The sequence below is a fragment of the Hyphomicrobium zavarzinii ATCC 27496 genome, assembly GCF_000383415.1.
GTDB classification, from domain to species: Bacteria; Pseudomonadota; Alphaproteobacteria; order Rhizobiales; family Hyphomicrobiaceae; genus Hyphomicrobium_C; species Hyphomicrobium_C zavarzinii.
The window spans coordinates 39,290-65,978 of record NZ_KB911255.1 but is presented as its reverse complement, the minus strand read 5'-3'; the positions used below and the strand labels follow the sequence as shown (position 1 = coordinate 65,978).

The following is a 26,689-nucleotide window of genomic DNA, read 5'->3' as shown; positions in this document are numbered from 1 at the left end:
CCTGGAAGCCACCCATGGCCCCTGCCGCTCCGAAACCCCGTCCTGGCGTCCTAGACATCGAGGCCTACGTTCCGGGCGAAAGCCATGTTCCGGGCGGGCTGAAGCCTGTGAAGCTCTCCTCGAACGAGACGCCCCTTGGGCCGAGCCCCAAGGCGGTGGAGGCGTTCACGCAGGCTGGCAATGCATTGGAGCGCTATCCTGACGGTCAGGCCTCGGCGCTTCGGCACGCCATCGCGCGCCGCTTCGGTCTCAATCCCGACCGCATCGTCTGCGGCGCGGGATCGGACGAGCTGATCAACCTCATCGCCCACGCCTACCTGGGGCCGGGCGACGAAGGGCTCTTCACCGAGCACGGCTTCCTGCTCTATCGCATCGTCATCCTGGCGGCCGGCGCGACGCCCGTGGTCGCGCCCGAGACCGGCCTCAAGGCCGACGTGGACGCGATCCTCGCCAGGGTCACCCCGCGCACCCGCGTCGTCTTCCTCGCCAACCCGAACAACCCCACGGGCACCTACCTCGGCATCGACGAGGTGCGCCGCCTGCGCGCCAGTCTCCCGTCCGACGTGCTGCTCGTGCTCGATGCAGCCTACGCCGAGTATGTGCGCCGCAACGACTACGAGGCGGGCCTCGAGCTGGTCGCCACCACCGAGAACACGGTGATGACGCGCACATTCTCCAAGATCTTCGGCTTGGCGGGCCTGCGCATCGGCTGGGCGTACTGCCCGGCAGCCGTCGCCGACGCATTGAACCGCATCCGCGGCCCCTTCAATCTCTCCGCGCCCTCCATCGCTGCGGGCGCTGCCGCCATGGACGACTGGGCCCACATCGAGGCCGCCGTCCACCACAACGAGCAATGGCTGCCCTGGCTCACCAGCGAGATCGAGAAGCTCGGCCTCCGCGTGACGCCGAGCGTCGCCAACTTCATCCTGATCCATTTCCCGGATGGTCCCGGCCGCGATGCTGCCGCCTGTGACGCCTTCCTGAAGCAGAAGGGCATCATCCTGCGCCGTGTGGCGGGCTACGGCCTGCCTGGCGCCCTGCGCCTCACCATCGGCACCGAGGATGAGAACCGAAAAGTGCGTGATGCCCTCGCAGAATTCGTGGGCTCTCACGCATGATGAAAGTGATGTTCGACCGCGTCGCTCTGATCGGAATCGGGCTTATCGGCTCGTCCATCAGTCATGGCTGCCGCCGCGGCGGCCTCGCCGGCTCCATTGTCGGCTCCGCCCGCACACCCGCGACCGTCGAGACCGCGATGCGCCTCGGCCTGATCGAGCAGGGCTTCGTCACGGCCGCCGAGGCGGTCGAGGATGCGGATCTCGTCATTCTCTGCACGCCGGTCGGACTTTGCGGCCCAATCGCCAAGGAGATCGCGCGCAGCCTCAAGCCGGGCGCCATCCTCACGGACGTCGGCTCCGTCAAGGCGTCCATCGTGAAGGACGTGAGCCCTCACGTACCGCAGGGCGTTCACTTCGTCCCCGGCCACCCCATCGCCGGCACCGAGCAGTCCGGCCCGGAAGCCGGCTTCGCCGAGTTGTTCGATGGCCGCTGGTGCATTCTCACGCCCGAGCCCCACACCGATGCGGCAGCCGTCGAGAAGCTGAAGAAATTCTGGGAGGCGCTCGGCTCCAAGGTCGAGATCATGACGCCCGAGCACCATGACCTCGTGCTCGCCATCACGAGCCATGTCCCCCACCTTATCGCCTACAATATCGTCAACACGGCCGCCCATCTCGAGCGCGTGACGGACAGCGAGGTGATCAAGTTCTCGGCCGGCGGCTTCCGCGATTTCACGCGCATCGCCGCCTCCGACCCCATCATGTGGCGCGACGTATTCCTCAACAACAAGGAGGCGGTGCTCGACATGCTGGGCCGCTTCACCGAGGATCTCACCATGCTGCAGCGGGCCATCCGCTTCGGCGACGGCGAGACGCTGCATCGCCTCTTCACCGAGGCCCGCGCCATCCGCCGCAACATCATCCAGGCGGGTCAGGACATCGCGGCCCCCGACTTCGGCCGCACCAAGGGACCGGCTCCCGCAACGCCGCCCTCCGCCAAACGCAAGTGAGGAGCAAGCGATCCCGATGCCCGTAGAGCCCGCCGACACTTGGGTTTTCGGTTACGGATCGCTGATGTGGAACCCGGGCTTCGCCTATGCCGAAGCCCGCCGCGCGCGCCTCACCGGCTTCCACCGCGCCTTCTGCATCTACTCCATTCACTATCGCGGCACCGAGCGCCAGCCGGGGCTCGTGCTCGGCCTCGACCGCGGCGGCATTTGCGACGGCATCGCCTTTCGCATCGCGCCGGAGCGGCAAGCCGAAACGGTCTCCTACCTCCGCCGCCGCGAGTTGATCTACGGCGTCTATCGCGAGACTCTGGTGCCTGTCGTGCTCGGCCACGAGACGGGCGAAGCGCCGCGAACCGTGTGGGCGATCACTTACATTGCCGAGCGCGCACACCCCGCCTACGCCGGCTGCCTCCCCCTCCGCCGCGAGGCGAGCCTGATCCGCCGATCGGCAGGGCGCGGCGGCACCAATCTCGACTATCTCCTGAGCACGCTCCGCCACCTGAAAGAGCTTGGCATCTCGGAACGGAGACTCGACAGGCTCCTCACCCTCACCGGCGCGCTCGCCGCGCGGGCAGCAAGCACCAACTGCGCACGCTCCCCCACGGCAGCCTTGGCACGGGCCTGGGCAACGCGGACATTTGCGACACCCCGCACCGTGCGCGACAACCGTTTCGGCTATCGCGCCAAGCGCGGCTGATCCTTGCGCCGATCCTTGCCAAGCCCCCGCGCATCGCGCAGATTGGCGCCGTGGGATGGGAATGGAGTCTCCCGACAACCGCCGCAAGGCTGATGGCTCCTACCAGGCGCTTTCGCGCGGGTAGGAGCTTGCCTCGAGCTTCCCGTGCGGGAGCCTAACGAGGCCCTATGCGGAGACAGGAATGAGAACATCCATTATCGTGTTCATCGGTGCCGGCATCGGCGGACTGATGCGCCATGTGATGAATATCTGGATCACCGCCCTTGCGAGCAGCGGGTTCCCCTACGGCATCCTGACCATCAACGTGATCGGATCGACGGCGATGGGCCTCGCCGCAGGCTGGTTCGCGTCCCGTGGAGAGATCCTGCCGGATCTCAGGCTGTTCCTCGCCACCGGCATCCTGGGCGGCTTCACCACCTTCTCGGCCTTCTCTCTCGACACCGCTCTCCTCATCGAGCGCGGTGAGCCCCTGCTGGCGGCCGTCTACGTTGCGGGCAGCGTGGCCATGTCCCTGCTCGGATTGTTCCTCGGGCTCTGGATGATGCGAGCGGTCCTCGCCTGAAGCGCAAGACGGTCTCTGAAATGCAAATCGCGCCGGACCATTTGAGGTTCGGCGCGAGCAAGGTCTCAAATTCAAAAGAGTTGAGTTCTAATGGCGCGTTCCGGAGATGCGCTCCTCGTTGGCGCCGCAGTCGATCTGACCGGCGCGCAAGTCGAGTTCCACGATCCGGCGCTGCTGAGCGGACGGGGCGAGCAGATGGACGTGAACCTCGTTGGCGCCGAGCCGGGCTCCGCGATGACGGATCTCCGCGAGATTGAGCGAACCCGCGTCGTGCGTCAGGTGGCCAATGGCCAGCACCGAGCGGCGGCCCGAACCATCGCGGCGGACGAGCAGGAAATTGGCAGCCGGAACTTCCGGGCAGTCGAGCAGGTCATAAACGGAATGAACGTAACGCCGCCCCGAAGCCCCGCTCCAGAAATGGAACCGGTCGTTGAGTTCCGAGGGGCTGTCCAGCGCCACGACGGGGGTCTGAGCCGAGCGGCGAGCTCTGATCTCTGCGAGTTGAATGACACGCGCTCCCATGACGAAGTTCCTTTGCCGTTTACGCGGCCTTTGACGCTACCGAACTGACCCTGAGAGTGCTGAGCATTTTCAGCCGAAATATGGCTCCATCTCAGTCATTTCAGGGCAATGACACTGCGGGAAACCTTAATGCGCCGCGCCCGCTTCGCGCTGTCACCTGGGGAACGCCCCTTGCGAGTCATTGAGTTAACCAGTTTCGGGCAGCACTCCCGCCAGGGCCGCGCCATGCCACGGATCTGTCACGTTTACAGCCCGCCGCGGCCCGACCTTACTCGCAACGCGAGAACCCGCACGAGCGGCAGACCCAGCACCCGGCTTCCTTCACGTAGGTCTGTGAGGCACATCGCGGACAGCTTCGGCCCAGCGTAGGGGCCACTCCGGCCCTCGACCCGGAACCGCCCGCTGAACGGCGCTCGGCCCCGTCCTCTCCGCCGCCGAGCGACACGGGCTCCGCGATCGGAAGCGAGATTGCGCCATCGGCCGGTGTGAGGAACCCGATCCGCCGCATATGCGTCTCGATCACCTCGCCGATCGCAGCAAGCAGGCTCGGCACGTAGCGCCCGCCGATCCAGCGCCCACCCTGCGGATCGAACACCGCCTTGAGCTCCTCCGCCACGAACGCCACGTCTCCGCCACGGCGGAACACGGCACTGATCATGCGCGTGAGCGCCACCGTCCACGCATAGTGCTCAAGATTGCGCGTGTTGATGAAGATCTCGAACGGCCGTCTGCGGCCGTCGCGCTCGATGTCGTTGATCGTCACGTAGATCGCGTGATCGCTCTCCGGCCATTTGAGCTTGTAGGTAAAGCCCGCAAGCACCGTATCGCGATCGAGCGGTTGCGCCATGTAGACGACATCGCCATGCCGCGCGGCGGAAATCTCCACCGGCGCCACCGCAGCAGCCACAGCCGGAGCCTTTCGAGGAGCTTCGTCCGCAACCGCTTCCTCCGCTCGTGGACCGGAGGAGGTATCGGGAGCCGCCTCGACCGGGGAGAGCACGGCGCCCGTCACCGCGTTCGGCCGGTAGACCGTGCAGCCCTTGAGCCCCAGATCGAAAGCATCCAGATAGATCGTCTTGAACGCCTCGAACGGAATGTCGGGCGGGCAGTTGATGGTCTTCGAGATGGAGCTGTCCACGTGCCGCTGCATCGCCGCCTGCATCACGAGATGCTCGCGCGGCGAGAGATCGCCCGCGGTGACGAACTGCGGCCCGAGCGGCTCTCGCTCTCCGAACATCCGCCTGAAGCGCGCGTGCGCGAGATCCTCGACCACCTCCGTCCGTGTCGCCCCGTCCTTACCGAGCACACGCCGCGTGTAGCGGAAATCGAAAACCGGCTCGACACCGGACGAAACGTTGCCTGCGAAGAGAGAGATGGTGCCGGTCGGCGCAATCGATGTGAGGCAGCCGTTGCGAATGCCGTCCCGCACGATGGCGCCGCGCACCTCTGCCGGCAGCCGCACCACGTTGGGAGATGAGAGAAACCGCTCAGCATCGTAGAGCGGGAACGCGCCCTTCTCACCCGCAAGCTCCGCACTCACGAGATAGGCCGCCCGCTCGATCGAAGCCATCCACGACTGCGCGAGCGTCTCGGCTTCCGGCGAGCCGTAGCGCACACCGACTGCAATGAGCGCATCCGCAAGCCCCGTGACGCCGAGACCGATGCGCCGCTTGGCCATCGCCTCTTGCCTCTGCTGAGGCAGCGGGTATCCCGAGACATCGATGATGTTGTCGAGGAAACGGACCGCGACGCGCACCCGCTCCTCGAGCTCCGCGGCATCGATCGCCGCGCCCGCCTCGAACGGATGCTTCACGAGCTGGGCGAGATTGATGGAGCCGAGGAGGCACGCGCCATAGGGCGGCAGCGGCTGCTCGCCGCACGGATTGGTGGCGCAGATCTGCTCACAGTAAGCGAGATTGCTCATCGCATTGACGCGATCGATGAAGATCACGCCCGGCTCCGCGTAGTCGTAAGCGGCCCGCATCAGGCGCTCCCACAGCGCACGCGCCGAGACCGTCCTGTAGACCTTTCCCTCGAAGACGAGATCCCACGGCTTGTCGGCCCGAACGGCAGCGATGAACGCGTCCGGCACGAGCACCGAGAGATTGAAATTGCGCAGGCGCACCGGATCCGACTTTACGTCGATGAACGCTTCGATATCGGGATGCGAGCAACTGAGCGTGCCCATCATCGCGCCGCGCCGCGCGCCCGCGGACATGATCGTTCGGCACATCGCATCCCACACGTCCATGAAGCTCACCGGCCCGGACGCATCCGCGCCGATGCTTCTGACCAGCGCCCCCTTGGGCCTCAGCGTCGAGAAGTCATGCCCGATGCCGCCGCCCTGCTGCATGGTGAGCGCGGCTTCCTTGACGTTCTGGAAGATGGAGCCGAGATCATCCTCGATCCGGCCCATGACGAAGCAATTGAAAAGCGTGACGGCGCGTCCCGTCCCGGCGCCGGCGAGAATGCGCCCCGCAGGCAGGAAGCCGAAGTCAGCCATCGTTTCGTAGAAGCGATCGGCCCAGCGTGCGCGGACGCGTTTTCCGCCTTTCTCGACCGAGGCACCCGCCTCCGCCACGCGCCGGAACGTCTCCGTCAGAGATTCGCCGGGCTGCCCCCCCTGCGCTCCACCGTTTGTGAACCGGTACTTGAGCCGCCAGATCTCCTCAGAGATCGGCGCAAGGAACGTGGGGGCGTCTTTCATCCGCGCCTCGAACCGTTGATTACGGCTCCAATATATAAGGGCTTACCCCCAAATCGTCAACAAAATGTTCTCTATAAGTTCCTATTTGTTCTCATCTAGACTTTTCTTCCCCTCTTCGACAAGCCGCTGAGAGGCGGCTTCCAGGCGTGCTTCGAGGATGGCCCGGAACTCCTTGCGGGGCAGCCCGGCCGGAATGGGATCGAGAAACTCGACGACGATCGTGCCCGGATGGCGCACGAGCTGGCGTCGCGGCCAGAAGAGGCCGGAGTTGAGGGCAAGCGGCACGCAGGGAAGCTCGAGAGCCTCGTAAAGCGCCACATACCCCGGCTTGTAGTCGGGCGGCGCGCCGGGCGCCTGGCGTGTGCCTTCGGGGAAGATCACGATTTCGCGCCCCTCGGCGGCACGGGACTGCGCATCCGAGATCATCTGCTTCAGCGCCTTCGCGGCTTTGTCGCGCTTCACCAGGATGTGCTCGAACTTCACGCAGAACCAGCCGTAGAACGGAATCCACTTGAGCTCGTCCTTGAGAACGATCGCCGGATCGCGGAACAGCGGCACGAGCCCGAACGTGTCCCACGCGGATTGATGCTTGGAGACAACGAGATAAGCGCCCTTGGGCAGCTTCTCGCGCCCACGCACCTCGAGCCTAGTCCCCGCGATCACGCGCAGCAGCCACACCGAGACGATGGCGTGCAGCTTGAGCCCCGCCATCGCCCAGCGCCTGGGTCCGAGCAGCAGCCACGAGCCGAGTACGAGGAACAGCGCCGTCGTGACGTAGAAGGCCAGCGCGAACAGATAGGAACGAACAAGAAGCATAGAAAGGCGGGGTCCAGTTCAGGGCAGACGATCCGGTCGGAACCTATCAATCCGACGGGGCCAACATTGTCTAGACCTATGTCTACGACTTGCTGGGCGTGCCCGACGCCGCAGTCACGGAGGTCGCCTGCCAGGGAGTGACCCCCCGGGCGACCACCAGCCGGATCGCCGCCGGCAGAAACTTGACGTACTCGGCAGCAAGCAGCCGTGCCGCCGTCGCGTCGAGCCACCAAACCTTCCGGCGCAGCACATCGGGCGCCACCGGATGCGGAATGAGCTCGATGTTGGGCATGGCGCGCGCGAGCTCCGCGAGGCTCCTCGGCATATGGTAGCTCGCCGTGACGACGATCAGACGGTCATAGCCCAGCGCCTCCGCCCACCGCCGCGTCTCGTCCGCATTGCCGACCGTGTTCAGCGCCGCATAGCCGAGATCCACGCAGCAGGCGAAAATCTTCTCGTCGAGCCCGGAGATCTTGAGCAGGGACGCCCGGCCGATCTTCTGGTTCACGCCGGAGATCAGCAGGCGCTGCGCGCGCCCATCCTGCAGAAGCCTGGCGGCCTCGGTGATGCGGGTCTGCCCGCCCGTGAGCACCACGATGCCGTCCGCGCGCGCGTTCTGAAGTTCCGGCTCGCGCATCACGGAGTTTGCGAACAGCACGAATCCGAATGCGACCAGCGACACGGCCGCACCGAGAAAAGCAACGACGAAGCGTCTCGGAATCATGACTGCCCACCCCGCTCTTGAGCTGGCCGAGGCCCGCCGAACCACGGACTCGAACCCTCTACGAGCGACCTACTCAGGGAGGAGACTAGCTGATTTGGCCTCCCTTGTGACAAGTCGTGCTCACGCCGTCTTCAGGATTGATTAATCGACGGAATTTGCCCCAGCCGGGCTGATCTCCGCCGGCCGCTCAATGCTTGCTGTTAAGGATACGGAAGACGCCGAAACGCGACGTCAGCATGCAAAGCGCAGCGATCACCACCACCACGATGCCCATCAGCACGTAGCCCGCCATATCGAGCGACCCGGAACCCACGAGCCGGTGCAGCTCGGAGAGCGTGAGAGACCCGCCGCCCAGGATCTGCACGATGGTTGGCATCAGCGTGAAAACCGCGAGCGCCAGGATCGCGCCCACGAGCCCCGCGCGCACGCCGAGCCGCAGGAAATGCTTCTCGAACTCGCGGGCAATGAAGCGGTCCGTGGCGCCCACGAAGTGCAGCACCTCCACGATTTCGCGGTTGGAGGCCATCGAGCTCTTGGTCGCCGAGACAATGATCGCCGTCGTCGCCATTGCGACCAGCGCCAGAATGGCGAGCCCGCCGAGCGAGAAGCTGTGCGTGATGGTCGTGATCTGCCGTTGCCAGCGCCGATGATCGTCGAGGGTGACGCCCTGAAACTGCTTTTCCACGCCCTCGCGCACCGCGTCCACGTTCGGCGTACCGGCCCTATCCAGCTCGATGGCGATGAGGCGAGGCAGGGGGAGCGCGTTGAGATCGTCGATAGGCCCGAGCCATGGCTCGAGCAGCGCCGCCGATTCGGCCGCCGACATCACCGTGACCTTGCTGATGCCTGCCTGCTGGCCGAGATAGGTCGCCACCTGCTGCGTCAGCTTCTCGGCATCCGTCCCATCCTTGGCCTGCACCTGGACGGTGACCTCGCTCGCAATGTCGCGCAGCCAGGCGTTGGCGGACTGGCGGATCATGTAGACCGCGCCGACCGTGAGGCACGCCAGGAAGCACATGATGGTGATGACGAGCGTCAGCGAGCGGCCCGTGACCGATCCCGCCGGCACGATCGGCGCCGTGAGCGACTGCACTTTGCGCGCTTCCCGCGTGGGCACGTAGATGTCCGGCCGGGAGACGCGCTCGTAGTCGGTCCTGAGGGAATCCGGACTGATCGGCTCCGGCTCGTAGGTGCCATACGCGGGATCGCGAGACTGCGTCGACGTGCGTCCGCCCTGCTGTGTCACGACGGCGCCGTCGTCATAGGCGTCATACTCCGGGGTGCGAGGAGAGGAGCCCAATCCGCGCATACCCGGCCGATCAGGGGGTCTGTCATACGATCCGGACATGGCCGTCGTGCAGCTCCAGGCGAGGGGCTTTGAACTGTCGCATCAGTTGATGATCGTGTGTCGCGATCAGAACCGAGGTGCCGAGCCTGTTGAGCTCGATGAATAGGCGAAGCAGGCGGCGCGCCATCTGCGGGTCCACGTTTCCGGTGGGCTCGTCGGCGAGCAGCAGCTCGGGCTTGCCGATCACAGCGCGCGCGATGGCCGCGCGCTGCTTCTCACCGCCCGAAAGCACAGACGGATAGCCGTGCATCCGGTCACCGAGACCGACCCACTGTAGGAGATCCGTGACGTCTTCCTTGTAGTCGTCGAGCCGCTTGCCGACCACGCGCAGCGGCAGCGCCACGTTCTCCCACGTGGTCAGATGCTCGAGCAGACGGAAATCCTGGAACACGATGCCGATGCGTCGTCTCAGCGGCGCGCGCTTGCTGGTCGTGATGCGGCTCACATCCTGCCCGAAGAGCTGGATCTGTCCGTGCGTCGGATGGAGCGACATGAAAAGCAGCCGCAGAAGCGACGTCTTTCCCGCGCCCGATGGGCCGGTGAGAAAGTGGAACGACCCCGGCCGGAGATGGAAGTTCACCTCCGACAGGATCTCCGGCCCCCGATCGTATTTGAGACCGACATTCGTCAACCGTATCACGGTCGCTTCGCTCCGGAATGAACTGAGATGGTTTCGATCGATAGTCGAGCGCCTATATGCGGGAAGGCGGCGGCAGTATCAATCGGTTACGAATATGGCGACGGCATGTACAATCGAGGCAGCACTGCGTTCACCGACATTAGGCCGCTGGCCTTGCACTTGGCCGCGGATCACTTGATACCTTGAGGACGGCAGAGCCCGCGGCCCTCGAAACCGGCCGGTCCCGTGCCCAGTCTCGGACAAGGATCAGGCTCTAAACTTATGATTTCGAGTGAGATTCGGTCCCGTCATTCTCACGGGGAGCCGGTCGCGCTCTGAACCGCTGGTAGAGGAATTGGCATGACGGAGCAGACATCCGGCGCACACTCCGAGGTCGAGGTCATTTATTCGGCGGAAAGCATCGCCGCCCGTCTCGAGAAACTGGCGCTGGAGATATCCGACCGTAAGCTCGAGCGCCTGCTGATCGTGGCCGTGCTCAAGGGCAGCTTCGTGTTTGCCGCCGACCTGATCCGCGCCCTTCATCGCATCGGGCTCGAGCCCGAGGTGGATTTCCTTACGCTCTCGAGCTACCGCAAGAGCAAGACCTCTTCCGGCAAGGTCGAGATTTTGCGGGATCTCGATCTCAACGTCGAAGGCCGCAACGTTCTGCTGATCGACGATGTGCTCGATTCCGGCCGCACCCTCGTGTTCGCGAAGGATCTGATCGCCGCACGTGGCGCCACCCAGATTCTGACCTGCGTCCTGATCAACAAGAAGGTCCCCCGTGCCGTCGACGTGGAGGCCGATTTCAGCGCCTTCGAAGGAAACCACGAATATGTGGTCGGCTACGGCATGGACGTGGCGCACCGCTATCGCGAGCTGCCTTTCGTTGGCCGCATGACGAAGGAATAGACTAGATCCGAACCCCACGCGTTGGCGTCATGAAGGAGCAGTAGTCTGGCCGTAACAGCGGCAGCAAAGTCCGGGAGGACGAGGGATGGCTCATATTCTGCTGGCCGACGACGACAAGGCGACGCGCGATCTGGTCAAGCGCGCGCTCGAATCCGATGGTCACAAGGTAGACCTCACCCAGGACGGCGCCGAGGCGCTCGATAGGCTCATTGCCGCGCCGGAGGGTATCGATGTCCTGGTTTCGGATGTCCATATGCCGGGGCTCGACGGCATCGATCTCGCCCGCCGCGCCATCGAGACCTCGCCGCGTCTGAAGCTGCTGCTCATGTCCGGGTTCGCCGAGGAGCTGGACCGCGCCCAGGCGTTGAAGTCGCCGAACCTCAACGTCATCATCAAGCCGTTCACGCTCGAGCAGATCCGCACCGCGGTCCGCACGCTTATCGCGTAAGAACAACGGACGGGCAAACGCCGCCCGCAGCAGGATGGCTTCGGACCCTTGCAGTCCGAGCATGACTCGTCTGTCTCTCTGGAGCCCTAGAGTGCGTTCTTGCGCTGCTGGATCATCATGTACGTGTCGCTGGTGTGCTCGGCGAGCTGGAACCAGAGGAATTCCTCCGCGCGCACCGCCGTCATCGCGTCGTAAGCTTTCTTGAAGCTCGGGTTGCTCGCGGAAAGCTCCGCATAGACCTCGTTCGAAGCCTTGAAGCAGCCGTCGAGCACCTCCTCCGAGAACGGCCTTAGGATGGCGCCCGCCTTCACCAGCCGCCTCAACGCAGCCGGATTGAGCATGTCGTAACGCGCCATCATGATCATATTGGCCGTCTGCGACGCGCTGCGGATGATGGCCTGGTAGGGCTTCGGCAGACTGTTCCATTTTTCGAGGTTGAAGAAGAAGTGCAGCATCGCCTGCCCTTCCCACCAGCCGGGATAATAGTAGTTGCGGGCCACCCGGTAGAAGCCGAGCTTCTCGTCGTCATAGGGGCCTACCCACTCGGCCGCATCGATCGTGCCTTTTTCGAGCGCCGGATAGATGTCGCCGCCCGCGATCTGCTGGGGCACCGCACCCAGTCGCGACATGATCGCCCCGCCGAACCCGCCGATGCGGATCTTGAGGCCCTTCCAGTCTTCCGGCTTGTTGATCTCTTTCCGGTACCAGCCGCCCATCTGCGCGCCCGAGTTCCCGCTCGGCAGCGCGAAAATGTTGTAGCGCTGATAGAACTCGTTCATGAGGTCGATGCCACCGCCTTCGTACATCCAGGCGTTCTGCATCCGGCAATTGAGGGCGAACGGAATGCCGGTCGCGAGCGCGAAGGTCGGGTCCTTGCCCCAGTAGTAGTAGGAGGCAGTATGCGCCGCCTCGACGGTGCCGTCCGAGACCGCGTCGGCGGCTTGAAGTCCACCTACGATCTCGCCCGCCGCGAACACCTGGATCGTGAACTTGCCGTCCGTCATCTCCCCCACGATCTTGGCGAAAACCTCGGCCGCGCCGTGAATCGTATCGAGCGATTTGGGGAAGCTCGAGGTGAGCCGCCAATAGAGCTTGGGCATCGACTCCGTGATCGCGGGAGCCGCAGGCTGCTCGCAGGCCGCCACCGTGGCGGCCGCCCCGCCCGCGCCCGCAATCTTGAGGAATTTCCGGCGATTGAGTTTCTTCATCTTGAATCCCTGCCCCACTTCCGGCGGGACTATAGACGGGCTTACCGTCAGAGGACAGACACGAGCGGAAAGCTTCAGAGGAGAACAGTTGCGCTCCCCGTGCCGCAAAGTAGGGTGACGGAGCGCCGTCCATGGCGCGCGAGAGGATCGGGCAGATGCAGAAAGTGTCGGGTTGGAGACTGGGAGGGCTGATCGTCGGTGTAGCCCTTCTGATGTCGGCCGAAGCAGGTGCCGCCGACTGGTGGATGTTGCAGCAGACGGAAAGCGGCCGGGAATGCGGCCCCCCGATCGAGGCCGAAGGCGTCACCCTTACGCCCGAGGAGCTGATGAAGCGCTACCCCGAATGCAAGCTGATGGAGGAGACCCCGTCGCTCGACCTCGAGGCGGTGATGGTCAATTGCGAGGGCGACATCGGTCGCGTCTTCGTCTTCACAAAAAGCAAGGCTGGGTGCGAGCGCCTCGCCAACGATTGAGCTGACCGGGCTCGGATTGCTTCGAGCCGGTCATGAAAAGCCGGAGTCGAAGAACGGGCATGATCGCGCGCGATGAAATTACAGGCGTGGTGCTGGCCGGAGGCCTCAGCCGGCGCATGGGTGGCGGCGACAAGGCGCTGATCGAGCTTGCCGGCCGCCCCCTAATCCGGCACGCCACCGAGCGGTTGGCCCCCCAGGTTGGCGCTCTCGCGATCAACGCCAATGGAGACCCCGCCCGCTTCGCAGCCCTCGCGCTTCCCGTCGTGCCGGACGAGACGGCTGATTTCCCCGGCCCTCTCGCAGGCGTGCTCGCTGCGCTTCACTGGGCGGCACGTGTGCGCCCGCAAACGCGCGCCGTCGTCAGTGTCTCCGCCGACGCCCCCTTCGTTCCGGCCGATCTCGTGCATCGGCTTTTGGAGGCATCAAGCTCCACGCCGGTGTTGAGAGCGGCCGTCGCCCAATCCCACGGCCACCGCCATCACGTGATCGGCCTGTGGCCGCTCGAAACCGCAAGCGAGATCGAAGCAGCCTTGGCGCGCAGCGAGCGGCGGGTAGAGGCGATCGTGGACCGCCTCGGCGCCGTGGCCGTACCCTTCCCCGATCAAGAGATCGCGGGCGAGCGCGTGGACCCGTTCTTCAACATCAACACACCCGACGACCTGGCCTTCGCCAACGGCCTGATGACGGCAAGCGCCCACCGCGGAGGCGTCGCATGAGCGGCCTCGCGCCCTTCGTCATCGGCGTTGCCGGCTGGAAGAATTCGGGCAAGACCACGCTCGTCGTGAAGCTCGTGCGGGAGTTGACGAAGCGCGGTTACCGGGTCTCGACCGTGAAGCACAGCCATCACGACGTCGAATTCGAAGCTCCCGGCACCGACAGCGCGCGCCACCGCGAGGCCGGCGCCCGCGACGCCGTGCTGGTCTCGCCGCGCCGCTGGGCCATCGTGCATGAAATGCGCGACGAGCCCGCCCCCGAGCTGGAGGAGATCGTCGCCCGCCTCACGCCGGCCGACATCGTCATCGTGGAAGGCTACAAGCACGAGCCCATCTGCAAGATCGAAGTTCGCCGGCACGGCCAAAGCGAAGGCCCGCCCCTCGCAGGCACCGATCCGCTCGTCGTCGCCATCGCCGCCGATCATGCCGTGACGGACGCGGGCCTTCCCGTTTTCGATCTCGACGACGCGCCGGGACTCGCTGACCTCGTGCTCGCGAAATCGGGCCTCGTGACGACGTGAGGCAGATGATGCCAGCCTTTGCTCCCGCGCATCGACGGCTCGCGATCGCGCTTCTCGGAAGCCTCGCGGCGACCCCGCTCTTCGCCGCCGATCCCCAACTGAAACCGGGCCGCGATCCCGGCGGCACCGCGGTTGCCGTGCTGGCTGACGGGTTCGACTACACCAAGCCCGAGCTCACCCGCGTTCTCGCCCGCGACGGGGAGGGCGAAGCCATTGCCTTCGATGTCGTCGATGGCGACCATCGTCCTTTCGCCCTGGCCAGCACCGGAACAAAAACCGCGAGCACCGCCGCGAGCCTCGGCGGGGTACGCATCATCGCCGTTCGCTTTGCCCCGAAAGATCGCGCGTCGCTCGCCAAGGCCATCGCATTCGCCGCCGGGACGCCCGCGCGCATCGCGCTGATCCCGCTCGATGCCGAAACGCGCGGCGAGATCGAAGTCCTGCGCGCCGCAGCAGCGCGCTTCAAAAATATGCTGTTCGTCGCCTCCGCACCGGACCTCACCGGCGAGGAACGCGCAACGAATGACACGGTTGAAAATCTTGTGCTGTTGGATTCCGCAGGCCGCAACGATGCAGCGGCCGAAGCCGCGGCCCGCGCGCTCGGATGCGGCAACGGAGATCTGGCTGGCGCAACAGGCGGCGAACGGAAGAGGAGTTTCCTAGACCGCGTTGGCAGCGGCGGAGAACCCGGCAACGCGCCGCCGGGCACCGACTGCAAGTCTGCCAAGCCCCAGCAGAGCGAGCAGCGCTAGGACGCCCGCCAGCTGCCGCTCGGGCACAGGCGCGCGAGCGCTCTCTTCATTCTCTTCATCGGGAAGCCGAACGAGGCGTGCCCGGCGCAGGCTCGACGGTTGAGCGCGCTCGGATGTAACAGCGCCAACAATCGCCGGCGCCTCCCGAGCCGCATCCGCACGCGGCTCGTTCACTTTGATGGAAAGCGTCAAAGCAGCCGCCAGCAGCGCACCGCCCCAGACAACGCACTTCGCCCACTGACGCATTGGCCGATCCCGTTTTGGGCCGCCAGACCTCAATGGAAGAAGACCAGCGCCTTTTCCACGGTCTGCCACACGCCCCAAGCAAGCGGCACGCCAACCAGCGTCCAGAACATGGCGGCCTTCGCATCCAGGCCGCCCTTGCCGATACCGTAGGAACCGCCCTTGTCCGCCTGGGCGGTGGAGCTGAGCTTGGCCTGCTCGACTGCCACCTCGGTGTCCTTCATGTGCCATTTCGGATCGACGGGACGGATCATCAGGTTCGCGATGAAGCCCACCACGAGAAGCCCGGCAAGAATGTAGAAGATCTCGCCGTAGAGCTTGTCCGGCGAAATGCCCTGCGCATAGCGCGTGTCGTGCAGATAGTTGACGATCACCGGACCTACGATGCCGGCCGTCGACCATGCCGTCAGCAGCCGCCCGTGGATAGCACCCACGAACTGCGTGCCGAAGATGTCGGCAAGATAGGCCGGCACGGTGGAGAACCCTCCGCCGTACATGGAGGCTATGACGCAGAAGCAGATGACGAAGAGCCAGAGCACCTTCCAGTCGGCCGCGGAAGCCGCGAGCACATACAGCACCGCGCCGAGCGTGAAGAAGATGAAGTAGGTCATCTTGCGGCCAAGATAGTCCGAGGACGAGGCCCACGCGAAGCGGCCGAAGATGTTGAACAGGGAGATGATGCCGACGAAGCCTGCGCCGACCGCAGCCGCGCCCGCGGCCAGCGCCGCATCCTTCTTCATCTCGAGATAGCCGAGCCCTGCCTGTCCGACGAGCTGCCCGCCGAACGTTTCCTGCAGCATCGGCGAGGCCGCGCCGATGATGCCGATGCCGGCCGAAACGTTGAGGCACAGCGCCAGCCAGATCAGCCAGAACGCGCTCGTCTTGTGCGCATTGTCGAGATGGACGTGATTGCTCGTGATCATGGCCTTGTTGCTGGCGGGCGGTGTCCAGCCTTCGGGCTTCCATCCCGAAGGCGGCAGCCGGTAGCCGAACGAACCGATGAGCATGAAAACCGTGTAGATCGCCGCCATAGCGACGAACGTCTGCCACACGCCCGGATCCGTCGCCGTCTTGAACACGCCGTCCATCAGCGCGGTTGCGAGCGGAGAGCCGATCATCGCGCCGCCGCCGAAACCCATGATGGCCATGCCCGTCGCCATGCCGCGCCGGTCAGGAAACCACTTGATGAGCGTCGACACCGGGGAGATGTAGCCGAGGCCGAGACCGATGCCGCCGATCACACCGGAGCCGAGCCACATGAGCCAGAGCTGATGCGTGTAGACGCCAAGCGCCGACATGAGAAGACCGCCACACCAGCACAGCGTCGAGACGAGTCCCGCCTTGCGCGGACCGGCGCGCTCGAGCCATCCGCCCCAGATCGCAGCCGAAACGCCGAGCAGCACGAAGAAGAAAGTGTACATCCAGCCGAGATCGAACTGGCTCCAGTTGCAGTCCGTGGCGGTCAGCGCGCGCATCGTGCCGACGGCCTTCTCCGCGAAGGTCACAGCGCCCGCGGAGCACTCCGCAAGGGCCTTGCCGTCCGCGCCCACCAGCGCGCCTTGCAGCGGCTTCCAGAAAACGGAGAAGCCATAGGCCATGCCGATGCACAGGTGAATGCAGAGCGCGGCGGGGGGAACCAGCCACCGATTGAAGCCCGGCTTGGCGACGATGGCCTCCCGGCTCAGCCAACCGGGCTGCGCCGACGCGACACCGGGAGTTCCATTGGTGCTTGCCATGGCGTGTCCTTCCCCCCAAACATCTGTTCTTGCCCCCCTTTTGGCGGGGTTTGCGCTAAAGCAGTATAATGCGCAAGCTTATGACACAAGTACGGATGGACTTGATGTAAGCGGGGACGTGGCTACTTTATGGGGTTAAGATCCGGGATCAGAAATGGCTGTTCAGCCACGATCCGATGGCTGACATGATAAGCCTGAAAGCAGACTAACGATCCGGCAAGGAAGCATGGACTTCACGACCCCCACATCGTTCGCCAAAGACCCTGGCCCCACTCCCGGCCTGCAGGACCCGTTCGGCCGCTACGTCACCTACCTTCGGGTGTCCGTAACCGACCGCTGCGACTTCCGCTGTGTGTATTGCATGAGCGAGAATATGTCCTTCCTGCCCAAGAAGGACTTGCTGACGCTCGAGGAGCTGGACCGGCTCTGCTCTGCTTTCGTCACCAAGGGCGTCAAGAAATTGCGCATCACGGGCGGCGAGCCGCTCGTGCGCAAGAACATCATGTCGCTGTTCAAGTCGCTTTCGCGCCATCGCGAGACCGGCCGCCTCGAAGAGCTGACGCTCACCACCAACGGCAGCCAGCTCGCCAAATACGCCGGCGACCTCAAGGCCGCCGGGGTGGAGCGCATCAACGTGTCGATCGACACGCTCGATCCAGTGAAGTTCAAGGCCATCACGCGGTGGGGCGATCTCGCAACCGTGCTCGATGGCGTGAAGGCAGCCCAGCGCGCCGGCCTCTCGATCAAGATAAACGCCGTAGCGCTCAAGGGCGTCAACGAGGACGAGATCGAAGACCTCATCCGCTTCTCGCACGGAGAGGGCCACGACCTCACGCTGATCGAGACGATGCCCCTCGGCGACATCGAAGGCGACCGCACCGATCAGTACCTGCCGCTCTCGGTGGTGCGCGCACGCCTGCTCGACCGCTGGACGCTGGAGGACATTCCGTTCCGCACCGGTGGACCCGCCCGTTACGTCCGTATCAAGGAAACCGGCGGACGCCTGGGCTTCATCACGCCGATGACGCACAACTTCTGCGAAAGCTGCAACCGCGTGCGCGTCACCTGCACGGGCACGCTCTACATGTGCCTGGGCCAGGAGGACGCCGCGGACCTGCGCGCGCCGCTGCGTGAGAGCCCCGACAACGGCCTGCTGTTCGAGGCTATCGACGCCGCCATCGCCCGCAAGCCGAAGGGCCATGATTTCGTCATCGACCGCCGCAAGCAGCGCCCCGCGGTCGCCCGTCACATGAGCGTAACCGGAGGCTGACGGCAGAGAGCGGCGCGCCGCAAAGGGGGGGTGTGTGGCCATGTCGAGGGGACTGCTGCGCTATGCCCGCTTAACGCGCCGCCAGATCGTCATGTTCGCTCTCGCCTCAGCCGCCATCAACGGCGTGATCACCGCGTCGGTCGGCGCCTGGCTCGCGCAGACCTACTCCGCCTACCAGAGCCGCCGCCAGGCCATCGAGACCATCGCCCACCTCGTCTACGAGCGCCGCACGCGCGCCGGCATGGTGGCCTCCGCCATTCGCCGCAACGCCGATATCGAGGAGGTGCGCCATCGCAAGCAGGCTTACGATGAAGCCTACGTCGACTGGAACAAGAACGTGATGCTCAACCTCTTCGCCATCCGGGAGGCAGCGGGCGATCTCAAGTTCTCCGCACTGGAGCCGCTGTTCGAGGATCACCTCATCGCGCGCATGGCGGATGTCGATCGCTGCATCACCAAAGCCTACGACGCGCGCGTGCTCGATCAGGATGCCAAGGCCGTGCTCGAAGCCTGCCGCATGGCGGAGCTGCACCAGTTCGTGCTCGATTGCGGCGCGACCTTCACGAACGAGCTCTACAAACTCACGCGCCTGACCTTCATCCCGTTCAGTGGAGAGTTCGCAGAAACGAAAGCGCTCGCCGAAACGCGCATCCGCGAAGCGTGCCTGGCAAAGGACACAGGCGCGCCTGTCGCTGCCCCCTCCTCGCCAGCTCAACCCGCAACGCCGACAGCCGCGACGAGCTCGGTACCCGCATCACCGCCGCAGGCGACGTCGCCCGCGCAGCCCGCTACTGATGCACCCACCAAATGAGCGGCGGCACGGCGAGGAACAGCGCGTAAAGCCCGTAGACATCGAGCACATAACGGGCATTCAGCAACACCCGCTCGCCGCGCCCGGCAGGCTTCTCGTCGAGCTTGGCACACATGAAATCGATGCGTGCATGGTTCACCGGACAGGCGCGCAAGGCCTCGTTGTAGCGCCGCCGGAACTGCTGCACCTCATGCGGATCGGAAGGCCGCGCGATCTTGAGCTCCTGCGCAAGCTCCGAGACCACGAGCGCGCAATTCTGAAGGTGGTGCGCCTTCATCTTGTAGTCGTTCATCGCCTCGAGGAGCCCGAGGATCAGCGTGAACACTGACGAGACCAGCTGGATGAACGTCATCAGACGGTTGGTTGCCTCGTCGATCTGGCCGACATAGACAGCCTGCCAAACGGCGAGCCCTACGAAATAGAGCGCCACCATCGATTGCGTGAACAGCGACACCGCCTGTTTCTGCTCGAGCCGCGTCGCCGCATTGAAGCGGGCCGCCTTCACGAGCCGCATGGTCTGCACGAGTTGATCGGCAGCGCGCGTATCAGGAGGAACCACGTGCAGGCGCGTCCGCTCCGCAGCCCCATCCCGCAACGGATGAGCCGAAACCGCGCCGGTGCGTTCGGCCCTCGGCATGTCTGCGGTCGAGATCATAGGCGCACAAGATCCTGCTCTGTCTGCAAGACACTTCGATTACCTGATTCGTCTCCCGCTCACCGCGGCAGGCATGTGACAGACGGAGGAGGATTGGACTGGAGCGCTCTGCGCGCCCGTTGCTATTGGCGCGCGGCCTGGAACTGCTCGAGATGCGGCGGCACAGCGAGATACCGCCCGGCCACGCCGAGGATGCTTCCGGCCACAACGAGCGTCATCACCCAGCCGAACGTATTGAGCATAACGGTATGCCAGCGTCCGCGGCGCGCAGCCCTCACCCACGGCGGCGGCGACACCACGCTCGGCGGCGGCGCCGGATGCACGACGGCACGCACAGGTGCTTGGGCGGGGGCGGTCTCCTCGGCGTCCTCGAACACGACGAGGCGCGGCGTAGTGAGCGGAGCACGCCGCTCCGGAGCGACATTGGCAACAGCCGCTCGCAAGGAAGAAGAAGCAGGCAGCGCTCTGTAGGGGCGCCGCTCGGACGCGTCAGGCGTCTCCGAAGAGGACTCGCCCAATCCCGCTTCCGACAGCGCATCCTTGAGCGAGCGGCAACCGGCACGGGCCGGTGCCGGAACCCTGCCGGGGCTGCCTCGCGTCACTTCTGTCCAACTGTCGGTCACTGACACACAGGGCCTCACTCGGTCACACGTTCCGCCCGCGCGCGATTATGCTAAAAACTCCCGTATTGGGTCAATCGCGGTTGCACTGCAAAAAATTGCGCGCGCCGAGGTTTGGTTCCATGCCTCACCAGCTTTACGCGACAGGGATCATCGCATGCTTCCGTTAACGCTCGGCCTCCTCCTGTTCTTCGCCGTTCACCTCGTACCGACCTCGGCCAGCCTGCGCCAAGGCCTGGTCGAGCGTTTCGGAGAAACGCCCTACAGGATCGTCCACTCGGTGCTGTCTCTGATCGGCTTCGCGCTGATCGTGGTCGGCTATCACAAGCTTCAGCTCATGCCAGGCAAGAACCCGGTCCTGTGGGATCCGCCGAGCTGGACGCGCCACGTCGCCTTCCTGCTGATGCTTCCGGCCATCATTCTGCTGGTGGCCGCCTTCATCCCCTCGCGCATCCGCACGGCCGCCAAGCACCCGATGCTGGCCGCCATCAAGTTCTGGGCGCTCGCCCACCTTCTGGTAAACGGCGATCTCGGCGCGCTCCTGCTGTTCGGAAGCTTCCTCGCCTACGCCGTCTACGACCGTATCTCCATGAAACGTCGCCCCTCGGCAGCCCCCCCTCCGGCGCCTCCCGGAGCGCTGAACGACGTGCTGGTCGTGGGGCTCGGCCTCGCGCTCTACGCATTGATCCTGTTCTGGGGACATGGAGCCCTGATCGGCGTGCCGATCACGAGCTTCAGCTTCGCGCCCTGACGGGCAGCTCGCGTCGCCCTATCGGGCGACGCCCCCTGACCGCCTGATGCCCGTCGCTCCCAACAGGACGTCATCTCGATGAAGATCGGGGTCCAGACGCGCCGCAACACCACGCGGCCCCACCCGAGGGATCGCCGTCCTTTCAGCGGATCGGAACGATGAAGTCCGTGAACTCGCCCGTCTCGTTGCCGATGCCGAGATCGGAGATCACGAGCGAGGAGCCTGGCTTCATCACGTCGGCGATCTGCTCGCGCACGTCGTCGGAGATCGTGAGCCGGTCGAGCGCCGCTTGCGGCGTCTGAGCCGCCTTCGACACCTGCACGGCAGGCTCGGCCTGCTTGGCCTTGCCCGTCTTGTCCTTCTTCTTGGACGAAGCACGCGACGGATCGTGCGGAACGGAGACGACGTTCCACGTCATCGTCGTCTTGTTCTCCGCATAGTCGAGCGCGGTGAACACATGCGTGCCGACCGGCTCGTCTGGACGATCGAAGGTCACCTCGGCGTTGAAGATGTCCTCATAGCCCTGGCGGACGTAGATCCGCTGCTTGGACCGGCTGACGAACACGGAGACCGGAAGCTGGCGCTTGGCCTCGCGCCGCTTGACCGCCTTCTCCTTGGTCAACGCCTGCGAAAGGCGCGCGTTGACCTCCAGAAGCTCCTTGGCTGCCGCGCGACGCTTGTCCTCCGCAGCCTTGGCGGTCTCTTCGGCCTTCTTGAAAGCCGCATCCGCCGCCTGCCAGGCCGTGCGCTTGGCTTCGAGCTCCGGCGGAAGCTCCGCGAGCTCCTCGGTCAGCTCCGCAATCCGCGCTTCGCGCTTGGCCTTGTCCATCACCTTCTTGTTCTTGCGCTTCTTCTTGCCGGTATCCTCGTCCTCCGGCTTCTGCAGCATCGCAAGCTCACGTTCGGCGCCCGCCTTGCCCTTTTCGAGCTTGCTGAGCTCGTCGCCCAGCTGTTCGGCCTCGGCGCGTGCCGCAATGAGAGGCTGGCGCGCAACCGCTGCTTCCTTCTGGAGCGCTTCGAGCTTCGCGGCCTTGTCGACCTTCTCGTAACCCACCGTCCGGATTTCGGCGGCGAGTTGCTCCGCCTCGAGTTGGCGGCGCTCGCGCAAGCTGAGCCGCGCGGGGGCGACCCCGCCATCGGTACCGGCCGCTGCGGCGGCGGAAACGCCGAGCACGGCCGAAACCCCGCCGGCCTCGTTCGTGACGCGCGAAGCATCCGCAACCTGCGTTTCGTGCGCGCTGGTGCTGCCCGTGACGACCGCATCTTCCGGCGGCAACGCGGTGAACAGGCGATCATGCGAGAACGCCGCGGGGCTCACCGGATCGCGCGTGACGATGACGCGCGTGCCGAGCTTGGTCATGCCGAACAGTTTCTTGGAGAACCCATGCGGCAAGCGAATGCAGCCGTGCGACGCAGGATAGCCCGGCAGCACGCCGGCATGGAGCGCAACACCCGACCAGGTGAGCCGCTGCATGTTGGGCATCGGAGCGCCGGAATAGAGGTTGGAATGATGGACGCGGTTCTTTTCCAGAACCGTGAACACGCCCGTGGGCGTGGAATAGCCCACGCGGCCCGAGGAAATGGGCGACTCCGCGATGCGCCCCGTCGAGTCGTAAACCGCAAGCCGCTGGCGGGCGAGCGAAACACTGATCACGAGGGGGCCGGTAGCAGGCTTCTCCGCGACGCTCTCTGATTTCGACTTCTTGCCCTTGGATTTCTCGCCCACCTCTTCCGTGACGGCGGGCGGCGGGCGCTTCACTTTCCGCACCTTGACCGGAGGCGAGTCCCAATTGCCGAAAAGCCCCTGGGCTTCGGCATGCGGGGCCGCGAGAACGGCGCCTGCCATCAGGAGAGCGAGCGTGCTGACGGCCCGAGGCCCCAGCCGCAGGGCGAAAGGATAAAGAGGCGTCCCGGAAAATTGAGGCACGATACAACCATCCCTGCAGCTTGATGAATAAAAAATATAGTGACGACAAGGATTAGTGGCGTTCGCCTAACACACGGTTAGCAGATCTATAAGGTTACCAGACGAAATTTGCCCCAGGCAATTCGTGACGCGCCGAGTTGGTGATCTCACTCCGCGGTGTGGCCCAATATCAACGCCCGCCGCGTTGACCCTGCATGAAAGCACAAGTGGCATCCTGCCACCCCGAGGTTTAGGATTCACCCTCGAATGGCTCCAAGGAGACGCCCCGGATCCCATGTCCCTTCATCCGATGACACGCCGCCTGATGGCCCCCGATATCACCGCCATGAAACGGGTCCGGCCCATCATCGCGCTGACGTCGTATCACGCGCACACCGCCGCAATCGCCGACAAATACTGCGATTTCCTGCTCGTCGGTGACAGCCTCGGCATGGTCATGCACGGCTTCGAGACCACGGTGCCGGTTACGCTCGACATGATGATCGTGCACGGCCGGGCCGTCGTGCGCGGCGCCAAGCGTGCGCTTGTCGTCGTGGACATGCCGTTCGGCTCCTACGAGGAAAGCCCCTCCGTCGCGTTCCGGAATGCCTCGCGCGTGCTGAAGGAGACGGATTGCGGCGCCGTGAAACTGGAAGGCGGACGGCGCACGGCCGAGACCACGCGCTATCTCGTCGACCGCGGCATCCCGGTGATGGGCCACATCGGCCTCACGCCCCAGTCCATCAACGTGCTCGGCGGCTTCAAGACCCAGGGCCGCACCCGGGACGAGTGGACCGCCATCGAAGAGGATGCCCGCGCACTGGCGGAAGCTGGTGCCTTCGCAATCGTGCTGGAAGCCATGTCGGCCCCCCTCGCAGCCCGCATCACGGACGTCGTCCCCATCCCGACCATCGGCATCGGCGCCTCCTCCAATTGCGACGGCCAGATCCTGGTGATGGAGGACATGCTGGGTCTTTCGCCCCGCGTGCCGAAGTTCGTTAAGAAGTTCGGCGCCGTGGCAACCGCCATCGAGGACGCCATCAAGGACTACGCCGACGACGTCCGCGAGCGCCGCTTCCCCGCCGAGGAGCACACCTACGCCATGAAGGACGACGCCCCCGGCAGCCTGGGCACCCCCGCACCAGTCACGAAAAAGCCGAAAAAGCTGAGCACTTAGACGTTCAGGTGAGAAAGGTCGGGGGTCGGCCTCACGCCATTTGCTCTCATTGGGGCTTACGGGCTATCAAGCAGGTTTCCGACTGTCGCCACGCAGGATCCGATCCCGCGTGACCGGTCGAGCTGGACAAACCAAAGGTGCCCGGCGGCCATCGGCTGCACGAGGCCCGGACAACAACGATTGGGGCACGGAGCTCAATGGTCGACAAAAACGACGCGCTGTTCCGCGAGGTTGAGGAGGAGCTGCGCCGCGAGCAATTCGCAAAGCTCTGGGAGCGCTACGGAATTTACATGATCGCCTTGGCTGCCGCGATCGTCGCGGTGGTCGGCGGCACAAAGCTGTGGGAAAGCCGCCGCATTGCGCACAGCCAGGCAGCCGGCGCGGAGTACGAAGCCGCGACGAGCTTGGCCGTTTCTGGCAAGACCGACGAAGCGGCCAAAGCCTTCGAGGCTCTCGCGGCCAGCGGCCCAAAAGGCTACGCCGCCCTCGCAAGTCTTGCGCAGGCAGGGGCTTATCTGAAGCAGGACAAGCGCGCCGAAGCGCTCGCCGTCTTCGACAAGCTCGCCTCCGATTCGTCCACCGACGCCATGATCGCGAACTTCGCCCGCCTCCAGGCCGCCTCGCTGCGCGTGGGGGAGGCGGACTTTACCGAGATACAGAATCGGCTCAAGCCTTTGACGGGTGACGACAGCCCCTGGCGCTTCACGGCCCGCGAGCTGCTCGGCACGGCAGCGGTCAAGGCCGGCAAGCTCGACGAAGCCCGCGCCGCCCTCGCTCCGCTTCTCGCCGATCCGGGTCTCACCCAGTCGGCATCAGAGCGGGTCAATCGCTTGATGGCCGAGATCGCCACCACGGAGCTCGCGGCCACGCCTGCTCCGGCCCCCGCCGCCAGCGAGCCGGAGAAGAAGAGTGAGCCGGAAAAGAAGACTGACGACGCTGAGAAACCCGCATCGGCACCCTGATAGCCGGTCCCGGAGGCTCCAACGAATGGCGCTCAATCGCTCAGGCCGGATGGCTACGCTGGGAACGCTCGCTCTCACGGCGGGCCTTCTTCTCGGCGGCTGCTCCGACAGTCTCCCGAGCCTTCCCAAAGTCAGCGAGCTCAATCCGTTCAAGGAAACGACGCCCCCGCTTCCGGGCAAGCGCATCCCCGTCATTCCAGCTCAGGAGAACACCCTGGGTGAGTTGGCCGACGCGAGCGCCCCGATCGTCATTCCCCCGCCGCGCCTCAACGAGGCATGGGCTCAACCGGGCGGCGAGCCGAACAACGCACCCGGCAACCTCGCGCTCACCGCCAACTCCCTGAAGCAGGCCTGGAGCGCCAGCGCCGGCAAAGGCACCTCCAAGGTCGGCCGCGTGACTGCAAGCCCGATCGTCTATGACGGCCGGGTGTTCGCCCTCGATTCGGACGGCGCGGTCAGCGCCTTCTCGATCTCCGGCGGCTCCGCTCTCTGGCGCGCCTCCCTGGAGCCGACCACCGACAAAGCCGGTCCCGGCTTCCAGGCCATCACCTCGAACATCATGAACCTCACCGCCGCGGATGGCGGCGGCTACGGCGGCGGCATCGCCGCCGACGGCGGCCGTATCTATGCCGCGAGCGGCTTCGGCGCCGTGATCGCGCTCGATCCTGCCACCGGCAAGCGCCTCTGGGAAAAAGCGCTCGGCATTCCAGTCCGCGCCGCCCCCACGGCCGTTGGCGACCGCCTGTTCGTGCTCACCATCGAAGGCAAGCTCTATTGCCTCTCGACCACAGACGGCACCGAGCTCTGGGTCGTGCGCGGCCTGCCGCAACAGGCGAGCCTCGGCCTGAACGCCAGCCCCGCCGTCGACGGCGACATCGTCGTGGTGCCCTATGCGTCGGGCGATCTCGTCGCCCTGCGCACCGCAGACGGCAGTGGCCTCTGGTCCGAAAGCCTCGCCCGCACGCGCACCACCTCGCAGTTGACCGCCATGAGCGACGCGGCCCGCCCGGCCGTCGACAACGGCACCGTGTTCGCGGTGGGCCATGGCGGCCGCATGGTTGCGACCGTCGCCAAGACGGGCGAGCGCCTGTGGTCGTTGAGCGTGCCCGGCACGCAGCCGCCTTGCGTAGCTGGTGACAGCGTCTTCGTGGTGGATACGTCGGGCCAGCTCATGGCCATCCATCGCCGCGACGGCAAGGTCCAGTGGAGCACCAAGCTGCCCGACTCCAAGACCTGGTCGGGCCCCGTCATGGCAAACGGCATCCTGTGGCTTGCCTCCAAGGACGGCCAGCTCGCCGGCGTGGACGCAGCCACTGGCCGTGTCACCGGACAGATGAGCATTGGCGGAGCGGTGTACATCCCTCCGGTCGTGGCGCAGGGAAAGATGTTCGTCCTGACCGACGAAGCCAAGCTGATCGCTTTCAACTAACCCCCGGTCCTGATCGTCGAGTTGTAAAGAAGCCGCCCG

Annotated in this window: 27 protein-coding genes and 1 riboswitch; of the genes, 16 read left to right on the top strand and 11 right to left on the bottom strand. The window is 65.2% G+C overall.

The annotated features are described in order from the left end of the window. Positions 1 to 14: 14 nt before the first annotated feature. The 4 genes from hisC (at position 15) to crcB (ending at position 3,327) form a co-directional block, all read left to right on the top strand. Complete coding sequence (hisC, locus tag F812_RS0100335; protein WP_020083962.1) at positions 15 to 1,118, top strand: histidinol-phosphate transaminase; 1,104 nt, start codon at positions 15 to 17, stop codon at positions 1,116 to 1,118. Continuing rightward, entirely contained in the window at positions 1,118 to 2,068 is a 951-nt protein-coding gene (locus F812_RS0100330; protein WP_020665337.1) for a prephenate/arogenate dehydrogenase family protein, read from the top strand. The genes hisC and F812_RS0100330 overlap by 1 nt, the downstream gene beginning before the upstream one ends. A 16-nt stretch (positions 2,069 to 2,084) precedes the next feature. Further along, entirely contained in the window at positions 2,085 to 2,765 is a 681-nt protein-coding gene (locus tag F812_RS21970; protein ID WP_020083960.1) for a gamma-glutamylcyclotransferase, read from the top strand. 48 nt (positions 2,766 to 2,813) lie between these two features. After that, a riboswitch (Fluoride riboswitch) is annotated at positions 2,814 to 2,874 on the top strand. A gap of 72 nt (positions 2,875 to 2,946) precedes the next feature. Continuing rightward, positions 2,947 to 3,327 (top strand): fluoride efflux transporter CrcB, encoded by a 381-nt coding sequence (gene crcB, locus F812_RS0100320; RefSeq protein WP_020083959.1) that lies wholly within the window; start codon positions 2,947 to 2,949, stop codon positions 3,325 to 3,327. Between the two features lie 87 nt (positions 3,328 to 3,414). Here the strand turns inward: crcB and F812_RS21965 are convergent, their stop codons facing one another. The 6 genes from F812_RS21965 to ftsE all read right to left on the bottom strand — a co-directional run bounded on the left by F812_RS21965 (position 3,415) and on the right by ftsE (position 10,084). Next, the gene (locus tag F812_RS21965) at positions 3,415 to 3,849 is read right to left on the bottom strand and encodes a hypothetical protein (protein WP_020083958.1); all 435 of its coding nucleotides are present in this window, start codon (positions 3,847 to 3,849) and stop codon (positions 3,415 to 3,417) included. A 268-nt stretch (positions 3,850 to 4,117) separates the two neighbouring features. Beyond that, positions 4,118 to 6,556, bottom strand: a complete 2,439-nt coding sequence (locus tag F812_RS0100310) for an adenosylcobalamin-dependent ribonucleoside-diphosphate reductase (RefSeq protein ID WP_020083957.1) — start codon at positions 6,554 to 6,556, stop codon at positions 4,118 to 4,120. An 81-nt stretch (positions 6,557 to 6,637) separates the two neighbouring features. Continuing rightward, positions 6,638 to 7,372: a lysophospholipid acyltransferase family protein gene (locus F812_RS0100305; RefSeq protein ID WP_020083956.1), complete on the bottom strand. Its 735-nt coding sequence runs from the start codon at positions 7,370 to 7,372 to the stop codon at positions 6,638 to 6,640. Between the two features lie 82 nt (positions 7,373 to 7,454). Continuing rightward, complete coding sequence (locus F812_RS21960; RefSeq protein ID WP_020083955.1) at positions 7,455 to 8,096, bottom strand: YdcF family protein; 642 nt, start codon at positions 8,094 to 8,096, stop codon at positions 7,455 to 7,457. 187 nt (positions 8,097 to 8,283) lie between these two features. Next, entirely contained in the window at positions 8,284 to 9,444 is a 1,161-nt protein-coding gene (locus F812_RS21955; protein WP_156827153.1) for a cell division protein FtsX, read from the bottom strand. Next, positions 9,428 to 10,084 (bottom strand): cell division ATP-binding protein FtsE, encoded by a 657-nt coding sequence (gene ftsE, locus F812_RS0100290; RefSeq protein WP_026867729.1) that lies wholly within the window; start codon positions 10,082 to 10,084, stop codon positions 9,428 to 9,430. The genes F812_RS21955 and ftsE overlap by 17 nt, the downstream gene beginning before the upstream one ends. A gap of 339 nt (positions 10,085 to 10,423) precedes the next feature. Between ftsE and hpt the strand changes: the two genes are divergently transcribed. Further along, positions 10,424 to 10,975: a hypoxanthine phosphoribosyltransferase gene (gene hpt, locus F812_RS0100285; RefSeq protein WP_020083952.1), complete on the top strand. Its 552-nt coding sequence runs from the start codon at positions 10,424 to 10,426 to the stop codon at positions 10,973 to 10,975. An 85-nt stretch (positions 10,976 to 11,060) separates the two neighbouring features. Next, positions 11,061 to 11,423, top strand: coding sequence for a response regulator (locus tag F812_RS0100280; RefSeq protein ID WP_020083951.1), 363 nt, complete (start codon positions 11,061 to 11,063; stop codon positions 11,421 to 11,423). Between the two features lie 86 nt (positions 11,424 to 11,509). Here the strand turns inward: F812_RS0100280 and F812_RS0100275 are convergent, their stop codons facing one another. Continuing rightward, entirely contained in the window at positions 11,510 to 12,631 is a 1,122-nt protein-coding gene (locus F812_RS0100275) for a TRAP transporter substrate-binding protein (protein ID WP_020083950.1), read from the bottom strand. A 131-nt stretch (positions 12,632 to 12,762) separates the two neighbouring features. On the opposite strand from F812_RS0100275, the gene F812_RS0100270 reads away from it, so the two are divergent. The 4 genes from F812_RS0100270 to F812_RS26275 are packed head-to-tail and all read left to right on the top strand — an operon-like array spanning position 12,763 to position 15,090. Further along, positions 12,763 to 13,104 carry a hypothetical protein gene (locus F812_RS0100270; protein ID WP_020083949.1) on the top strand — a complete coding sequence of 114 codons (342 nt, stop codon included), beginning with the start codon at positions 12,763 to 12,765 and terminating at the stop codon, positions 13,102 to 13,104. 59 nt (positions 13,105 to 13,163) lie between these two features. Further along, a complete protein-coding gene (gene mobA, locus F812_RS0100265; RefSeq protein WP_020083948.1) occupies positions 13,164 to 13,820 on the top strand; it encodes a molybdenum cofactor guanylyltransferase MobA in 657 nt (218 codons plus the stop codon). Continuing rightward, the gene (gene mobB, locus F812_RS0100260) at positions 13,817 to 14,338 is read left to right on the top strand and encodes a molybdopterin-guanine dinucleotide biosynthesis protein B (protein WP_020083947.1); all 522 of its coding nucleotides are present in this window, start codon (positions 13,817 to 13,819) and stop codon (positions 14,336 to 14,338) included. Before mobA ends, mobB begins: the two co-directional genes overlap by 4 nt. 5 nt (positions 14,339 to 14,343) lie before the next feature. Beyond that, the gene (locus F812_RS26275) at positions 14,344 to 15,090 is read left to right on the top strand and encodes a S8/S53 family peptidase (RefSeq protein ID WP_020083946.1); all 747 of its coding nucleotides are present in this window, start codon (positions 14,344 to 14,346) and stop codon (positions 15,088 to 15,090) included. Between the two features lie 275 nt (positions 15,091 to 15,365). On the opposite strand, the gene F812_RS0100250 is transcribed toward F812_RS26275, so the two are convergent. Next, complete coding sequence (locus F812_RS0100250) at positions 15,366 to 17,069, bottom strand: OFA family MFS transporter (RefSeq protein WP_020083945.1); 1,704 nt, start codon at positions 17,067 to 17,069, stop codon at positions 15,366 to 15,368. Between the two features lie 226 nt (positions 17,070 to 17,295). Between F812_RS0100250 and moaA the strand changes: the two genes are divergently transcribed. Both moaA and F812_RS26735 read left to right on the top strand, forming a co-directional pair. Then, on the top strand, positions 17,296 to 18,339 hold the full coding sequence (moaA, locus tag F812_RS0100245) for a GTP 3',8-cyclase MoaA (protein ID WP_020083944.1): 1,044 nt from the start codon (positions 17,296 to 17,298) through the stop codon (positions 18,337 to 18,339). A 40-nt stretch (positions 18,340 to 18,379) separates the two neighbouring features. Beyond that, positions 18,380 to 19,150, top strand: a complete 771-nt coding sequence (locus F812_RS26735) for a hypothetical protein (protein WP_020083943.1) — start codon at positions 18,380 to 18,382, stop codon at positions 19,148 to 19,150. Here F812_RS26735 and F812_RS0100235 read toward each other — a convergent pair. Together F812_RS0100235 and F812_RS0100230 are read right to left on the bottom strand one after the other, a co-directional pair. Further along, on the bottom strand, positions 19,128 to 19,805 hold the full coding sequence (locus F812_RS0100235; protein ID WP_020083942.1) for an SLATT domain-containing protein: 678 nt from the start codon (positions 19,803 to 19,805) through the stop codon (positions 19,128 to 19,130). The genes F812_RS26735 and F812_RS0100235 overlap by 23 nt on opposite strands. A gap of 122 nt (positions 19,806 to 19,927) precedes the next feature. Next, on the bottom strand, positions 19,928 to 20,428 hold the full coding sequence (locus tag F812_RS0100230) for a hypothetical protein (protein WP_156827152.1): 501 nt from the start codon (positions 20,426 to 20,428) through the stop codon (positions 19,928 to 19,930). A gap of 154 nt (positions 20,429 to 20,582) precedes the next feature. Here F812_RS0100230 and F812_RS0100225 point away from each other — a divergent pair, with 154 nt between their 5' ends. Continuing rightward, on the top strand, positions 20,583 to 21,176 hold the full coding sequence (locus F812_RS0100225) for an NnrU family protein (RefSeq protein ID WP_020083940.1): 594 nt from the start codon (positions 20,583 to 20,585) through the stop codon (positions 21,174 to 21,176). Positions 21,177 to 21,318: 142 nt separating this feature from the next. On the opposite strand, the gene F812_RS0100220 is transcribed toward F812_RS0100225, so the two are convergent. Continuing rightward, positions 21,319 to 23,103, bottom strand: coding sequence for a L,D-transpeptidase (locus F812_RS0100220; protein ID WP_245257593.1), 1,785 nt, complete (start codon positions 23,101 to 23,103; stop codon positions 21,319 to 21,321). A gap of 274 nt (positions 23,104 to 23,377) precedes the next feature. Between F812_RS0100220 and panB the strand changes: the two genes are divergently transcribed. The 3 genes from panB (at position 23,378) to F812_RS0100205 (ending at position 26,650) form a co-directional block, all read left to right on the top strand. Continuing rightward, positions 23,378 to 24,259: a 3-methyl-2-oxobutanoate hydroxymethyltransferase gene (gene panB / locus F812_RS0100215; RefSeq protein WP_020083938.1), complete on the top strand. Its 882-nt coding sequence runs from the start codon at positions 23,378 to 23,380 to the stop codon at positions 24,257 to 24,259. Positions 24,260 to 24,456: 197 nt separating this feature from the next. Continuing rightward, positions 24,457 to 25,221 carry a tetratricopeptide repeat protein gene (locus F812_RS21950; RefSeq protein WP_020083937.1) on the top strand — a complete coding sequence of 255 codons (765 nt, stop codon included), beginning with the start codon at positions 24,457 to 24,459 and terminating at the stop codon, positions 25,219 to 25,221. A 25-nt stretch (positions 25,222 to 25,246) separates the two neighbouring features. After that, a complete protein-coding gene (locus F812_RS0100205; protein WP_020083936.1) occupies positions 25,247 to 26,650 on the top strand; it encodes an outer membrane protein assembly factor BamB family protein in 1,404 nt (467 codons plus the stop codon). The last annotated feature ends 39 nt before the right edge of the window (positions 26,651 to 26,689 follow it).

What these genes read in the sequence shown, in the direction of transcription:
- F812_RS21970 (WP_020083960.1), top strand. Translation starts at nt 2,085, where the DNA reads ATGCCCGTAGAGCCCGCCGACACTTGGGTTTTCGGTTACGGATCGCTG.
- F812_RS0100205 (WP_020083936.1), top strand. Translation starts at nt 25,247, where the DNA reads ATGGCGCTCAATCGCTCAGGCCGGATGGCTACGCTGGGAACGCTCGCT.
- F812_RS21965 (WP_020083958.1), bottom strand. Translation starts at nt 3,849, where the DNA reads ATGGGAGCGCGTGTCATTCAACTCGCAGAGATCAGAGCTCGCCGCTCG.
- F812_RS26275 (WP_020083946.1), top strand. Translation starts at nt 14,344, where the DNA reads ATGATGCCAGCCTTTGCTCCCGCGCATCGACGGCTCGCGATCGCGCTT.
- F812_RS21950 (WP_020083937.1), top strand. Translation starts at nt 24,457, where the DNA reads ATGGTCGACAAAAACGACGCGCTGTTCCGCGAGGTTGAGGAGGAGCTG.
- hisC (WP_020083962.1), top strand. Translation starts at nt 15, where the DNA reads ATGGCCCCTGCCGCTCCGAAACCCCGTCCTGGCGTCCTAGACATCGAG.
- F812_RS0100275 (WP_020083950.1), bottom strand. Translation starts at nt 12,631, where the DNA reads ATGAAGAAACTCAATCGCCGGAAATTCCTCAAGATTGCGGGCGCGGGC.
- F812_RS26735 (WP_020083943.1), top strand. Translation starts at nt 18,380, where the DNA reads ATGTCGAGGGGACTGCTGCGCTATGCCCGCTTAACGCGCCGCCAGATC.
- panB (WP_020083938.1), top strand. Translation starts at nt 23,378, where the DNA reads ATGTCCCTTCATCCGATGACACGCCGCCTGATGGCCCCCGATATCACC.
- moaA (WP_020083944.1), top strand. Translation starts at nt 17,296, where the DNA reads ATGGACTTCACGACCCCCACATCGTTCGCCAAAGACCCTGGCCCCACT.
- crcB (WP_020083959.1), top strand. Translation starts at nt 2,947, where the DNA reads ATGAGAACATCCATTATCGTGTTCATCGGTGCCGGCATCGGCGGACTG.
- F812_RS0100310 (WP_020083957.1), bottom strand. Translation starts at nt 6,556, where the DNA reads ATGAAAGACGCCCCCACGTTCCTTGCGCCGATCTCTGAGGAGATCTGG.
- F812_RS0100250 (WP_020083945.1), bottom strand. Translation starts at nt 17,069, where the DNA reads ATGGCAAGCACCAATGGAACTCCCGGTGTCGCGTCGGCGCAGCCCGGT.
- mobB (WP_020083947.1), top strand. Translation starts at nt 13,817, where the DNA reads ATGAGCGGCCTCGCGCCCTTCGTCATCGGCGTTGCCGGCTGGAAGAAT.
- mobA (WP_020083948.1), top strand. Translation starts at nt 13,164, where the DNA reads ATGATCGCGCGCGATGAAATTACAGGCGTGGTGCTGGCCGGAGGCCTC.
- F812_RS0100330 (WP_020665337.1), top strand. Translation starts at nt 1,118, where the DNA reads ATGAAAGTGATGTTCGACCGCGTCGCTCTGATCGGAATCGGGCTTATC.
- F812_RS0100270 (WP_020083949.1), top strand. Translation starts at nt 12,763, where the DNA reads ATGGCGCGCGAGAGGATCGGGCAGATGCAGAAAGTGTCGGGTTGGAGA.
- hpt (WP_020083952.1), top strand. Translation starts at nt 10,424, where the DNA reads ATGACGGAGCAGACATCCGGCGCACACTCCGAGGTCGAGGTCATTTAT.
- F812_RS0100280 (WP_020083951.1), top strand. Translation starts at nt 11,061, where the DNA reads ATGGCTCATATTCTGCTGGCCGACGACGACAAGGCGACGCGCGATCTG.
- F812_RS21955 (WP_156827153.1), bottom strand. Translation starts at nt 9,444, where the DNA reads ATGTCCGGATCGTATGACAGACCCCCTGATCGGCCGGGTATGCGCGGA.
- F812_RS0100305 (WP_020083956.1), bottom strand. Translation starts at nt 7,372, where the DNA reads ATGCTTCTTGTTCGTTCCTATCTGTTCGCGCTGGCCTTCTACGTCACG.
- F812_RS0100225 (WP_020083940.1), top strand. Translation starts at nt 20,583, where the DNA reads ATGCTTCCGTTAACGCTCGGCCTCCTCCTGTTCTTCGCCGTTCACCTC.
- F812_RS21960 (WP_020083955.1), bottom strand. Translation starts at nt 8,096, where the DNA reads ATGATTCCGAGACGCTTCGTCGTTGCTTTTCTCGGTGCGGCCGTGTCG.
- F812_RS0100235 (WP_020083942.1), bottom strand. Translation starts at nt 19,805, where the DNA reads ATGATCTCGACCGCAGACATGCCGAGGGCCGAACGCACCGGCGCGGTT.